The sequence below is a fragment of the Nocardiopsis aegyptia genome (assembly GCF_013410755.1).
Lineage (GTDB): Bacteria > Actinomycetota > Actinomycetes > Streptosporangiales > Streptosporangiaceae > Nocardiopsis > Nocardiopsis aegyptia.
The window spans coordinates 214,273-227,019 of the sequence record NZ_JACCFS010000001.1 but is presented as its reverse complement, the minus strand read 5'-3'; the positions used below and the strand labels follow the sequence as shown (position 1 = coordinate 227,019).

The window sequence follows — 12,747 nt, the reverse complement described above, 5'->3', positions numbered from 1 at the left end:
GGCGGCTGCGGTCAGGGGTAGACGATGCGGTGGCACAGGGCGGGCAGGGAGCCGTCGGCGAGCCGGGGCAGCACCGAGGGCAGGTCCTCGAAGGAGCTCTCCCCGGTGAGCAGCGCGTCGAAGGCGGGATCGGCGAGCAGCTCCAGCGCCAGGTCGAGCCGGTCGCCGTAGCCGCGCCGGCCACGCCGGGCGGCGGCGATACCGCCGACCTGGCTGGAGCGCAGGGTGATCCGGCGGGAGTGGAAGTCCTCGCCCAGCGGCACGTTCACGGCCCGGTCGCCGTACCAGCTGAGCTCGACCACCTCGCCGTCGGTGGCCGCCACGCGCAGCGCCAGCGCCAGTCCCTCCTCGGTCGCGCTGGTGTGGAAGACCAGGTCGCGGTCGTCGGCGGCCTCGTCCGGCGCGGCGAAACCGACGCCCAGCCGTTCGGCGACGCGGGCCCGGGAGGGGTCGACGTCGACGAGTTCGACGCGTGCGCCCGGCACGCGGGCCAGCAGCCGGGCCACACAGCAGCCCACCATCCCGGCGCCCACGACCGTGGCCCGGTCGCCCAGGCGCGGCGCGGCGTCCCACAGGGCGTTGACCGCGGTCTCCACCGTGCCGGCCAGCACGGCCCGCGACGGCGGCACCCCCTCGGGCACGAACCGCAGCGCACCGGCCGGCAGCACGAACCGCGTCTGGTGCGGGAACAGGGTGAACACGGTCTGGCCGACCATGTCCTGCGGCCCGTCCTCGACCACGCCGACGTTCAGGTACCCGTACTTGACGGGGCCGGGGAAGGAGCCCTCCTGGAACGGCGCGCGCATCACGCGGTGCAGCCGCTCGGGCACGCGGCCCTCGAAGACCAGCGTCTCGGTGCCCCGGCTCACACCCGAGTACAGGGTGCGCACGCCGACCTCGCCGCGTCCGGGTTCGGGCAGCTCGGCGGTGCGGATCTCACCCGCACCAGGAGAACTCACCCAGAACGCCCGTGCCTGTCGGCTCATGTTTCTCCTCGTCCTCGTCGGTCACAGTGGACACGTCCCTCGGCCCGCGCGGTCCCGTGCCCCACGGCCGGGGCCGGGACCGTTTCACTCGCGGTGGGCGATCAGCGCCGTGCCGCGCTCACGCGAGCGCCACAGCCGGACGACGTCGCGGCCGAACGACCACGACAGGGCGCCCAGGGCGCCGGCCACCAGCGCGGTGGCGGCCCAGACCGGCAGCAGCGCCGGCGCGGCCGCGGCCAGGGCCGCGCCCTGCAGGGCGGCGACCCGCTTGCGCGCCCGGCTGGGCGGCAGCGGGGCGGCCAGCCAGGGGGCCGCCCACGCGGCGGCTCCGAACGCGTAGCGCATCCCGCCGATGAGGAGCACCCACGGCCCGAGGAACTGCACGGCGTGCACGCTCAGCACGAGGATGAGGAAGGCGTCGGTCTCCATGTCGAAGCGGGCGCCGAAGTCCGACTCCGTCCCGGTGCGGCGGGCCACGAAGCCGTCCACCAGGTCCAGGAGCAGGGCCGGGACGGCCAGCGCCACGACGGCCCAGGTGTGGCCGCCGTCGGCGACCAGTGCGGTCACCCCGCCGACGAGGAGCGCCCGCACCAGGGTCACGCGGTCGGCCGGGCCCAGGGCGCGCCGGCCGGCGCGGTGCATGGCCCAGCGCAGCGCGGCCGCGCCGGCCACGAGGTAGACCGCGCCCATCGTCCAGCCCACCGGGCCGAGGCCGAACGCTCCGGCCGTCAGGATCTCCGTCTCCCCCGTCTCGGGAGGGACGCCGGCGGCAACGCTCACAGCGCACATGGCCGGTCACCCCAGCGCCGGGTCGGATCCGTTCGGCGGCGGGTCCAGATGTGGCAGGTCGTGGCCCAGCCGGTCGCGCTTGGCCGCCAGATAGGCCCTGTTCTGCGCGCGGGCGGGCATCAGCAGCGGGACCCGGGAGGCCACCTTGACCCCGTGGTCCTCCAAGGAGCGCCCCTTGTCCGGGTTGTTGGTCAGCAGCCGGACCGAGCGCACCTCCAGATGGCGCAGCACGCGCGCCGCCGGGCCGTAGTCGCGCGCGTCCACGGGCAGGCCGAGCACGGTGGCCGAGTCGACGGTGTCCAGGCCCTGCTCGTCCTGGAGGGCGAGCGTGCGGAACTTGGCCAGCAGGCCGATGCCGCGGCCCTCGTGGCCGCGCAGGTACACCAACACCCCCCGGCCCTCGCCGACGATCCGGTCCAGGGCGGCGTCGAGCTGGTCGCCGCACTCGCAGCGCAGAGCGCCCATGGCGTCGCCGGTCACGCACTCGGAGTGCACGCGGACCAGGACGTCCTCGCCCTCCCCGAGGGGACCGAGTACCAGGGCCAGGTGCTCGTTGCCGTCCTCGGGATCGCGGAAGGCCACCGCCCTGAACACCCCGCGCCGCGTCGCGAGTTCGGACTCGGCCACCGCACTCGGGTCAATGCTCTGATCGCTCATACGCCCCTTCGATCCGTCGCGGAAGCGACTCACCCGCCGGGTTCCCGCCCGTCGGGTGCCGAAAACCTAGCGGCGCCCGCGGACGGGTTCAAGCGGTCGGATGATCGGAATGGTCGACGTACTCATGAGTGTGCGCGGCGCCGGACTGTGACAACCCGGAGGTCACGGGGAGGTTTCGGCTGTGTCAGGACGAGCGGATGTGGCGGTGGAGAATTCTGCTCTCGGTGAGTAGACGACGGGTGTGGCCGACCTCACGGACCGGTCCGATCAGGCGGATCCGGAACGTGAATCCCGGATCAGCGGAGGACGCGGCCAGACTCAGTTCCAGGTACCCCGGGTCCACGATCCGCCGCAGGTCCGGGCCGGTGTAGGCGGCCAGGTCCGCGTGGACCGTGAACTCCACCCTACGCTCGTCACCCGGCTCCAGGTCGACGCGCGCGTAGCCGATCAGCCGCCGGACCGGGCGGGTCACCGCGGCGACCGGGTCGCCCAGGTACAGCTGCACCACCTCCGTGCCCGCGACCGGACCGTCGTTGCGCACCGTGCACCCGACGGTGACCTCCCCGTCGGTGCCCACCTCCAAAGCCGCGTCGCCCGGCTCCTGCACGGCCCCGTCCAGACGCGGCCCCGACCACGAGAAGTCGGTGTAGGACATCCCATGCCCGAACGCGAAGAGCGGAGTGGGATCCACCGAACTCACGTCGCTGCGCCCGGCCAGCGGTGGACCCAGGTACGTCGAGGGCTGGCCACCGGGATCGCGCGGCAGACCGAACGGCATCCGGCCGCTGGGATTGACGCGCCCGGAGAGCACACCCGCCACCGCCGGACCGCCCTCCTCACCGGGGAAGAAGGCCTGTACCACCGCGGCCACCCGGTCGCTCAGCCCGTCCAGCGCGTAGGGGCGCCCGCCCAGCTGCACGAGCACCACCGGGGTGCCCGTGGCCGCCACGGCCGCCACCAGATCGCGCTGCGCCCCGGGCAGGCGCAGGTCGGTGGCGTCACAGCCCTCGCCCGAGGTACCGCGGCCGAACAGCCCGGCCCGGTCGCCGAGCACCACCACGCACACCCGCGCCCCGCGCGCCAGCGCCACCGCCTCGGTGATGCCGGAGGTGTCGCCGTCGTCCACCCCGCAGCCGCGCGCGTACACCAGCCCGGTGTCGGGCAGCTCGGCGCGCAGCGACTCCAGTACCGTGGGGATCTCCACGCCCAGGGGCAGCTCCGGATGGGCCACCCCCACGTGGCTCGGGAAGGAGTAGCAGCCCAGCATCGCCTCGGCCGTGTCGGCGTTGGGGCCCACCACGGCGATCGTCCCGCCCGGGGACAGCGGCAGGACGCCGTCGTTGGCCAGCAGCACCACCGACTCCTCGGCCAGGCGCCGGGCCAGGTCGCGCTGCGGCGCCGGGTCCAGGTCCACACCGCCCTCGTCCGCCGTCCCCGTGCCGTCCGCCTCGGGATCCCAGTCGGCGTCCAGCAGGCCCAGCTCGCACTTCTGCCGCAGCACCCGGCGGGCCGCCCGGTCCACCAGCGACTCGGGGACCTCGCCCGCCCGCACCGCCGCCACCAGGGGATCGCCGTAGCAGTGCAGCGTCGGCAGCTCCACGTCCACTCCGGCGGACAGGGCCAGCGCCGCCGCCCGCCCGTCGGAGTCGGCCACCCGGTGCAGGGTCCGCAGGAAGGAGACGGCGAAGTAGTCGGCCACCACCGTGCCCTCGAAACCCCAGGTGTCGCGCAGCAGCCCGGTCAGCAGGCCGCGGTCGGCCGCCGCCGGGACCCCGTCGTTGTCGGTGTAGGACTGCATGATCGACCGGGCGCCCCCGTGGCGCAGCGCCATCTCGAACGGCGGCAGCAGCACGTCGGCCACCTCGCGCGGGCCGACCGGCGCGGGGGCGAGGTTGCGCCCGGCGCGCGAGGCGGAGTACCCCACGAAGTGCTTGAGCGTGGCCACGACCCCGCTCGACTCCAGCCCGCGCACGTAGGCGCCGGCGATCGTGCCGACGAGATAGGGGTCCTCGCCGATGGTCTCCTCGATCCGTCCCCACCGCAGGTCGCGGGCCACGTCCAGCACCGGCGCGAGCCCCTGGTGCACTCCGACCCGGCGCATCCCCGAGCCGATCTGGGCCGCCATCCGCTCCACCAGTTCCGGGTCGAAGGCCGCGCCCCAGGCCGGCGGCACCGGGTAGACCGTCGCCTTCCAGGTGGTGAACCCGGCCAGGCACTCCTCGTGCACCTGGGCGGGGATGCCGAACCGGTTGGCCGCGGCGACTTCGCGCTGGGACCGCGCCAGCGAGCGCGCCCCGACGGCCGGGTCGACCGGAGCGGTCCCGAAGGGCCGGGTGAGCTGGCCGAGCCCGTCGGCGATCGCCTCCTCCCACACGGGCGGCTCCTCGACCATGTCGTGCTGGTGGGGCGCCACCCCCTCGCCGCCGTCGTCCGCGCCCACCCACAGGCCGCGCAGCTGCGCGGCCTTCTCCTCCAGGGTCATCAGCCCCAGCAGGCGGTCGACGCGTTCGTCGGTCGGCAGCGCGGGGTCGCGCCAGGCGTCGATGGCCGTGGAGTCGGAAGGACGCGTCATGGGTTCTCTCTCTGTCAGGGTGCTCCGGGTCGCGGAGCCTCGGGAGTGCGCGGAGCCTCGGGAGTGCTGCGCAGGGGTCACTTGCCGCCGACCCCCATCAGTCCGGCCACCAGCGAACGGCGGGCCACCAGGTAGACGACGAAGAGCGGAACGGTGGACAGCACCACGGCGGTGAGCAGGCCGGGCACGTCGACCCGGTACTCGCCCTGGAACTCGAAGAGCCCCATGGTGATGAGCCGCTTGTCGTGCGACTGGGTGAGGATGAGGGGGAACAGGAAGCCGTTCCAGGCCTGCAGGGCGGAGTAGACCGCCACGGTGCTCAGCCCGGGCCGGGACAGCGGCACCACCAGCTGCACGAACGTGCGCACCGAGCCGGCGCCGTCCAGGGCCATGGCCTCGTACAGCTCCTCGGAGATGTCGCGCATGGACCCGACCAGGATCAGCATGCAGACCGGCAGCGCGAACGCGGCCGTGGGCAGCACGATCGCGGTGAGCGAGTCGTACAGGCCCATCTCCACGATGATCAGGTAGACGGGGATGATGACCGCCTGGGACGGGATCGCCAGCCCCAGCAGGAAGGCGCGGAAGACCCCGTTGGTCCACCGCGTGCGCGAGCGCACCACGGCGTAGCCGGCGGTCGCCGACAGGGCGACGACGATCACCACCACGGCCAGGGTCACGATCGCGGTGTTGAGCACGAAGCCCAGGAGCCCGTTCTCGATCGCGGTGGCGTAGTTGTCCAGGGTGGGGTCGCTCGGAGGCGTCAGCGGACCGTCGGACGTGTAGTTCTCGCCGCGCTGGAAGGTCGCCACGAGCAGGGCGTACAGCGGTACGCCCACGACGGCCAGCCACAGCAGGGACCCCGCGCCCGCGAGGAGGTTGGGACGCCGGCGGTTCCCGCTCGAACCGGAGCGCCGGGGCCGGACGGCCGCCGCCGCGCGGGGTCGGGTGGTCGTGGTGGTCACATCCCCTCCCGGGTGCTGCGCATCGAGCCGAAGCCGGTGAAGCGGACGAGCAGGAGGGCGATGACGGTCGCCACGACCACGAGGGTGAAGGCGATCGCGCTGGCGTAGCCCAGCTCCCAGCTGCGGAAGCCCGCGCGGTACATCAGGAACGGCACGATGGTGGTGTCGGTGCCCGGACCCCCGCCGGTGAGGATGAGCACGGTGTCGAAGTAGGTCAGCGACCCCACCACCATCAGGACCGACGACGTGGTGATGGTGTGCCGCAGCTGCGGGAGCGTGATGTGCCAGAACGAGCGCAGCATCCCCGCCCCGTCGATCCGGGCGGCCTCGTAGAGGGAGGCCGGGATCTGGCGGGCGCCGCCCTGGTACAGCAGCATGTGCAGCGGGATGAACTGCCAGGCGGTGACGAACACGATCATCGCGAACGCGCTCGTGGGCCCGCCCAGCACGTCCACCGACCCCAGCCCGAGCCGTGGTCCCAGCCAGGCCAGCGGGCCGAAGTTGGGGTCGAGCAGGGCCCGCCAGATGATGGCGATGGCGGCCGAGGACAGCAGCAGCGGTAGGAAGAAGATCGCTGAGAGCACCGCGCGGTTGCGCTGCGGGCCGGCCGCCCAGACCCCCAGCAGCAGTGCGATGGGGGTCTGGACGATCCAGTTCAGCACGGTGAGGACCAGGCTGAGCCACACCGCGCGGCGCATGACGGGATCCCCGGCCAGCCGCGACCAGTTCTCCAGGCCGACGAACTCCGGCGTGCCCAGCCCGCCCCAGGACGTCAGGGACAGGTAGGCCACCAGCACCATCGGCAGCGCGGCGAACATGCCGAAGTACAGCAGGGCCGGTACGGCCCAGGCCCCGCCCGGCCGGCCCACGTGGCGCACGGAGCGCGCCCTACGGGGGGAGGAGGCGGGCGCGGTCGGCGCGGAGCCGAGCCGGGCGGGGCGGTTCTGGGGCAGTGCTCTCATTGGTGTTCCACTCGTGTCGGTCCCGGTCGCGGAGCCGGTCACAGGGCCGCGAGGGCGTCGACGAACTGCTCGGGCGTGCTCTGGCCGTTGAAGAGCGACTCGATCTCGGTGACCATCGGCGTGGCGGTCTCGGGGGGCAGCGCCTGGTCCCAGGACAGCTGGAAGTGCGGGGCGTCGCGCACCATCTCGTACTGGAAGGTGGCGAACTCGGGGTTGGGGCTGTCGGCGACGGCCTCCTCGGCGTTGGTCGTGGTCGGGACCTCGCCGTTGGCGACCATGTCGGCCACGTACTCCTCCTGGGAGGTGTAGCCGAGGAACTCCTGGGCCTGCTCGGGGTAGGCGGTGTCGGCGGTGACGGAGAAGAAGTTGGTCGGGTTGCCCACGACGTTGGCCGGGTCGCCCTCACCGTCCGGCACGGGCGGGAAGACGGTGTAGCCGAGGTCCTCCTCCGCGAAGGCGCGGTCCTGGTCCAGGTGCGTGGAGTACTCCCACGAACCCATCAGGTGCATGGCGGCCCGTCCCTCGGACAGGAGCGTGGAGGCGCCGCCCTCCGTGTAGCTGACCGAGGCGTAGGCGTCGCCGAACGCGCCGCGCTCGACCAGGTCCTGCACGGTCTCGGCGGCCTCCAGGACGGCCGGGTCGCGCCAGCCCTCCATGTCGCCGTCGTGGATGCGCTGGAAGACCTCCGGGCCGCCGATGCGGTCCACGAGGTACTGCAGCCACATCTGCTCGGTCCAGGGGTCGGCCCCGGCCAGGGCGAAGGGGGTCACGCCGGCCTCGTCGAAGGCGTCGACCAGGTCGAGGATGTCCTCCCAGGTCTGCGGGGGCTCCACGCCCACGTCCTCGAACACGGCCTCGTTGTAGAAGAGGATCACCGGCTGGGTGCCGCGCAGCGGGATGCCGTACTGGACGCCGTCGACGGCGCCGGCCTCCAGGATGGAGGGGATGAAGGCGTCGGCGAGTTCGGGGTCCTCCGCCAGGAGGTCGTCCAGCGGCATGAGCATGTCCTGCTCGACGTAGGGCTGGATGCTGCCGGCGCCCCAGTTGAAGAAGACGTCGGGCTGCTCGCTGGAGCCCATGGCCGTGCGCAGGCGCTCCTCGTAGTTGTCGCCGGGGACCTCGTCGATCACGGCCTGGACGTCGGATTCGGCGTTGAAGCGCTCGACGGCCGCGTCCTGCACGACGACCAGCGTGTCCTGGTACATCCACACGTGCATGTTGTCGTCCGCCGCGCCACCGCCTCCTCCGCCTCCGCACGCGGTGGCGGTGAGGAGGGCCAGGACGGATGCGCCTGCTGCGACGACTCGGGGGGTGGTCATGGTCAACCTCTTCCGAAACTATCGGATAGTATTTCGATATCTGCGTGGCCCGAATTTACGCCGACGCAACGAGAGGCGTCAATACCGGTCCGGTTGCGATGCCCTGTGCCGGAGTGCTCCGAAGCGCGTAGTATCAGGCGACGTGAGTGCAGACCCGACCCCCGGACCCGAAGGATCGACGCTCTCGGAGCCGGTCACCATCTCGAAAATTGCGGAAGCCGCCGGTGTTTCGGTGCCGACCGTGTCCAAGGTGCTCAACGGCCGGGCCGACGTGGCCAGCCAGACCCGGGCGCGTGTGGAGGAGCTGATCCGCCGGCACGGCTACCGCCGCCGACGCGGCCCCGGCGGCGGCCGGTCGTCGATGATCGACCTCGTCTTCCACGAACTCGACAGCGCGTGGGCGATCGAGGTCATCCGCGGCGTGGAGAACGTCGCGCGCGCCGAGGGGCTGAGCGTGGTGCTCACCGAGTCGGGGGGCGAGCAGACGCCCCGCGAGGCCTGGGTCGACGCCGTCCTGGCGCGCCAGTCCACCGCCGCGATCCTGGTCTTCTCCGACCTGGCGCCCGAACAGCGCGCCCGCCTGGCCGCCCGCGACATCCCGTTCGTGGTCGTGGACCCGGCCGGGGATCCCGGCCCCGACATGCCCGCGGTGGGTTCGGCGAACTGGAACGGCGGCCTGGCCGCGACCCGCCACCTCATCGAACTCGGCCACCGGCGCATCGGGGTGATCGGCGGACCGCGGCCCGTGCTGTGCAGCAAGGCCCGCATCGACGGCTACACCTCGGCCCTGGACGCCGCCGGGATCGAGGTGGACCCCGCGCTGATCCGCTACGGCGACTTCCACGTGGAGAGCGGGCGCGACCGCGGGCGCGAGCTGCTGCGCCTGGACGATCCGCCCACCGCGATCTTCGCGGGCAGCGACCTGCAGGCCATGGGGCTCTACGAGGCCGCGCGCGAGCTGGGGGTGCGCATCCCCGAGGACCTGAGCGTGGTCGGCTACGACGACCTGCCCGTCGCCCGCTGGGTGGGTCCGCCGCTGACCACCGTGCGCCAGCCGCTCACCGAGATGGCCGAGGAGGCCACCCGGATGGCGCTCGCCCTCGCGCGGGGGGAGCGCCCGGCCAACCTGCGCCTGGACCTGGCCACCGACCTGGTGGTGCGGCGCAGCACGGCCGCACCGGCGGCACGCTGAAACAAACTGTTCACAACCTTCTGTTGACAACAGAAGGTGCGCGGCCGATGCTGGAGGCATGGAACAGCACGACGACGCCTTCACCCCGCCCGACGCCCGGCGCGCCCGCCGTCTGCGCACCCACGAGGCCCTGCTGCGCATCACCGACCGCCACGCCCGGGGGGAGCACCGCACGCGCTGGACGGACCAGGGGATGCCGATGCCGCCCGGCGACGCCGTGCGCGCAGTCGCCGACCTGGCGGCGGGCAGCGTCGTTCCGCAGGAGGGCGAGCCCGCCGTCGACCAGGACGACCTCACCGCCGCCCTGACCCTGGTGCCGTGGGCCCGCGAGGAGTTCGACCAGGTGGAGGCCGGTCTCCTGCGGATGGCCAAGGGGCGCGGCATGACCTGGCAGGAGATCGCCTTCGGGCTCGGGCTCGGCACGTCCCAGGCCGCCCGCCAGCGCCACGAGCGCCTCAGCCGCCGGGTCGCCCCGGACACCTGACCGCATTCCGGTCCCGGGCCGGCCGCGCGGTGCGGTCACACGGCCAGGTGCGTGTACTCCAGTCCCAGGAGGTCGGCCACGGCGCGCACGTCCGCCGCGCGGTGGCCGGTGCCCAGGGCCCAGTGGTGCGCGATGCCGGTGGCGCTCCAGGCGTCCACCCACTCTCCGGGGTCGCAGCCGAAGTCCACCCGCGAGGTCGTGTTGCCGATCCGCAGCAGCGGCCCCTCGCCCGTACGGCCCTCCGCCGTCAGCAGAGCGAACGACCCGTCCCGGCGCTGGATCACCCCGCACAGGGTGACCGGGCCGTGCTCGACGTCGAACTCCACCGACACGCCGTAGCCGCGCTTGCCGTGGAAGACGCCCAGGCCGCGCAGCAGCGGACGGCGCGCGCTGATCGCCAGGTGCGCCGGGCCGTCGTGGCCCATCTCGACATGGCCGCGGGTGAAGTCCAAGGCCTGGAGCTCGGTGAACGAGCCGCCGGCGCCCAACCGGTCCATCACCAGCATCGCCATGCACGTGCGCAGCTCGAACTCGCCCACGGCCGGCACACCCCGTGCGGTCAGTAGGGAGGCGCCCAGGATCATCCCGGCGCCCAGCCGCTCGTGCAGCTCGCCGGACAGGCCGCGGTGGTAGTACGACAGGCTGTCCAGGCCGAAGTCGGCCACGAGCCGGTCGAGGCCCACGGCGACCCGCGCGCCCCAGCGGAAGTCCTCGTCCGCCACGGAGTCGGTCACCTCGAACACCGCGCGGGCCTCGTCCAGTTTGGCCGCCACCGCGGCCTCCTCGGTACCGGGCACGCGCTCGCGCAGGTCGTCGAACTCCAGCACCTCCACGTGGCCGCCGAGGTTGCGCGTGATGAGCGTGGGGTCGGTGGCCACGTCCATCATCCCCGGGTACACGTGACCCATGAGCCCGTGCCGGGCGCCCTCCAGGGTCGCCCGCACCCCGGCGGCGCGGATCCAGCGGCCGATGCGCTCCCAGGCGCGCTCGTCCTCCAGGTACCCCGACACCGAGCGGAACTCCACGCCCAGCCGCTCGAACAGGTTGGCCATCTCCGGCAGCGGGCACGCACCGCAGTAGGCCAGCCACTGGCCGGTGTCGAAGGACTCGTGGTCCATCGACGCGGTCGGCTGCAGGTTGACGAACAGGACCGGCGCCTGGCCGCGCCGGGCGATCGGCGCGACCATCGACGAGGTCATGTAGGTGGTCAGGAAGCACACGATGAGGTCGCAGTCGGCGGAGCGCAGCCGCTCGGCGGCGGTCGCGCCCTCCCGCTCGTCGCTGACGAACCCGGCGTCGACGACCTGGGCGTCGAACCCGCGCATGCGCTCGGCCACGCGCGCGGCGGAACAGCGCAGCTGGGGGAGCAGGTCGGGGAACTGAGGCCAGTAGGTGCCCAGGCCGCCCGCGACCAGGCCCACGGTGGGTCCGGTGCGGCGGGTGTGCGTGGTGCTGTCGGGTCCGGAAGCGACGGTCATGCGCGGAGCTCCTTGTACGGGCGGGGGCGGATCAGGTCCGGCGCGCGGCCGTGGACCCCCGGACCACGAGCTCGGGCGTGAACCACGCGCGTTCGTGCCGGTGGCCGGGGTCGTTCAGTTCCGAGACGAGCAGGCGCATCGCCGAGCGGCCCAGATCGAACTTGGGCTGGGCGACGGAGGTCAGCCCGGGGTGGACGAGGTCGGCGAAGTCGACGTTGTCGTAGCCGACGACGGAGATGTCCTCGGGCACGCGGATCCCGCGCCGGCCCAGGCCCTTCATCAGGCCCAGCGCCAGCTGGTCGTTGGCGCAGAAGACGGCCTGGGGGCGCCGGCGGGGGCCGCCCGCCAGGACCGCGTCGACGGCCCGCTCGCCGTGGTCGGCGTTGAGCTGGGGCTGTTCGACCACGCGGACGGCCTCGTCGGGGTCCAGGTGCGCCTCCGCGCACGCCTCCCGCAGCCCCTCGTGGCGGCGGCGTACCTGCTCGATCGCGAACGGGCCGGTCAGGAAGGTGATCCGCTCGTGGCCGAGCCCGATGAGGTGCCGCCCGGCGGCCAGCCCGCCCGCGTGGTTGTCAACGCTGACGCTGCAGCCGACCTCCTCCGACACGTCGCCCCGGTCCAGGGCCACCCACGCGGTCCCCTGCCTGGCCAGCCAGAGCAGGTCGGACAGGTCGTCGTCCACGGGCATGACGACGGCGCCCGCCGCGCGCTGTTCGGCGAGCAGGCGCAGGTTGCGGCGCTGGCGGTCCTGCTGTTCGGCGGAGTTGAGCAGGACCACGGCCAGACCGGCCGTGGCGGCCTCCTCCTCGACGCCCCGCGCGACCTCGGTGAAGAACGGGTTGGTGACGTCCAGGACCAGCAGGCCCACGGATCCGCTGCGGCCCGAGCGCAGGCTGCTGCCGGAGGAGTTGCGCACGTAGTCGAGCTCGGCGATGGCCGCCTCGACCTTGCGGCGGGTCGTCGCGGCGACGCGCTCGGGCCGGTTGAGGACGTTGGACACCGTGCCGGGGGAGACCCCGGCGTGCCGGGCGACCTCGGTGATGCCCACCGTGCGGCGGGTGGCGCGTGGACTGGGACTCAAGGGTTCTCCACTGGGGCTCGAACGGTCGGGGCGACGCGCTCGCATGCTACTGACACGGCCCTCAGAACGTCGGTTCATGCTCACACTCGGATTGAAACGTGTCAATGACTTTCCGGAACCCGGTGCCTCAAGGGCGGAGGGCCAGAGTCCGGTCGGGGGAGGAGCGGGCACCGTTACCAGCGTGATACCTGGTATTTCGTCGCGCTCCCCTTGACGGGGTAGTGTGCTGGACTTAACATCCACTTCATATTAAAACGTTTTT

Annotated in this window: 11 protein-coding genes; 2 read left to right on the top strand and 9 right to left on the bottom strand. The window is 73.0% G+C overall.

Annotated elements, in window-relative coordinates:
- Positions 1 to 11: 11 nt before the first annotated feature.
- The 7 genes from HNR10_RS01010 to HNR10_RS00980 form a co-directional block, all read right to left on the bottom strand.
- A complete protein-coding gene (locus HNR10_RS01010; protein WP_179820088.1) occupies positions 12 to 986 on the bottom strand; it encodes a zinc-dependent alcohol dehydrogenase in 975 nt (324 codons plus the stop codon).
- A gap of 84 nt (positions 987 to 1,070) precedes the next feature.
- Complete coding sequence (locus tag HNR10_RS01005; RefSeq protein ID WP_312889469.1) at positions 1,071 to 1,676, bottom strand: CDP-alcohol phosphatidyltransferase family protein; 606 nt, start codon at positions 1,674 to 1,676, stop codon at positions 1,071 to 1,073.
- A gap of 105 nt (positions 1,677 to 1,781) precedes the next feature.
- Positions 1,782 to 2,432 (bottom strand): GTP cyclohydrolase II, encoded by a 651-nt coding sequence (locus HNR10_RS01000; protein WP_179820085.1) that lies wholly within the window; start codon positions 2,430 to 2,432, stop codon positions 1,782 to 1,784.
- A gap of 184 nt (positions 2,433 to 2,616) precedes the next feature.
- Positions 2,617 to 5,004, bottom strand: coding sequence for a beta-xylosidase/alpha-l-arabinosidase (locus tag HNR10_RS00995; RefSeq protein ID WP_179820083.1), 2,388 nt, complete (start codon positions 5,002 to 5,004; stop codon positions 2,617 to 2,619).
- Positions 5,005 to 5,081: 77 nt separating this feature from the next.
- Positions 5,082 to 5,969 carry a carbohydrate ABC transporter permease gene (locus HNR10_RS00990; RefSeq protein ID WP_179820082.1) on the bottom strand — a complete coding sequence of 296 codons (888 nt, stop codon included), beginning with the start codon at positions 5,967 to 5,969 and terminating at the stop codon, positions 5,082 to 5,084.
- The gene (locus HNR10_RS00985; RefSeq protein WP_246406547.1) at positions 5,966 to 6,787 is read right to left on the bottom strand and encodes a carbohydrate ABC transporter permease; all 822 of its coding nucleotides are present in this window, start codon (positions 6,785 to 6,787) and stop codon (positions 5,966 to 5,968) included. Before HNR10_RS00985 ends, HNR10_RS00990 begins: the two co-directional genes overlap by 4 nt.
- 182 nt (positions 6,788 to 6,969) lie before the next feature.
- Positions 6,970 to 8,250, bottom strand: coding sequence for an ABC transporter substrate-binding protein (locus HNR10_RS00980; protein WP_179820078.1), 1,281 nt, complete (start codon positions 8,248 to 8,250; stop codon positions 6,970 to 6,972).
- Positions 8,251 to 8,449: 199 nt separating this feature from the next.
- On the opposite strand from HNR10_RS00980, the gene HNR10_RS00975 reads away from it, so the two are divergent.
- Positions 8,450 to 9,442, top strand: coding sequence for a LacI family DNA-binding transcriptional regulator (locus tag HNR10_RS00975; RefSeq protein ID WP_179829454.1), 993 nt, complete (start codon positions 8,450 to 8,452; stop codon positions 9,440 to 9,442).
- A gap of 58 nt (positions 9,443 to 9,500) precedes the next feature.
- Positions 9,501 to 9,926: a DNA-binding protein gene (locus HNR10_RS00970; protein ID WP_179820077.1), complete on the top strand. Its 426-nt coding sequence runs from the start codon at positions 9,501 to 9,503 to the stop codon at positions 9,924 to 9,926.
- Between the two features lie 35 nt (positions 9,927 to 9,961).
- Here HNR10_RS00970 and HNR10_RS00965 read toward each other — a convergent pair whose 3' ends face one another.
- Together HNR10_RS00965 and HNR10_RS00960 are read right to left on the bottom strand one after the other, a co-directional pair.
- Positions 9,962 to 11,404 (bottom strand): L-fucose/L-arabinose isomerase family protein, encoded by a 1,443-nt coding sequence (locus HNR10_RS00965; protein WP_179820075.1) that lies wholly within the window; start codon positions 11,402 to 11,404, stop codon positions 9,962 to 9,964.
- A 31-nt stretch (positions 11,405 to 11,435) separates the two neighbouring features.
- Positions 11,436 to 12,530, bottom strand: coding sequence for a LacI family DNA-binding transcriptional regulator (locus tag HNR10_RS00960; RefSeq protein ID WP_179820073.1), 1,095 nt, complete (start codon positions 12,528 to 12,530; stop codon positions 11,436 to 11,438).
- Positions 12,531 to 12,747 lie beyond the last annotated feature (217 nt).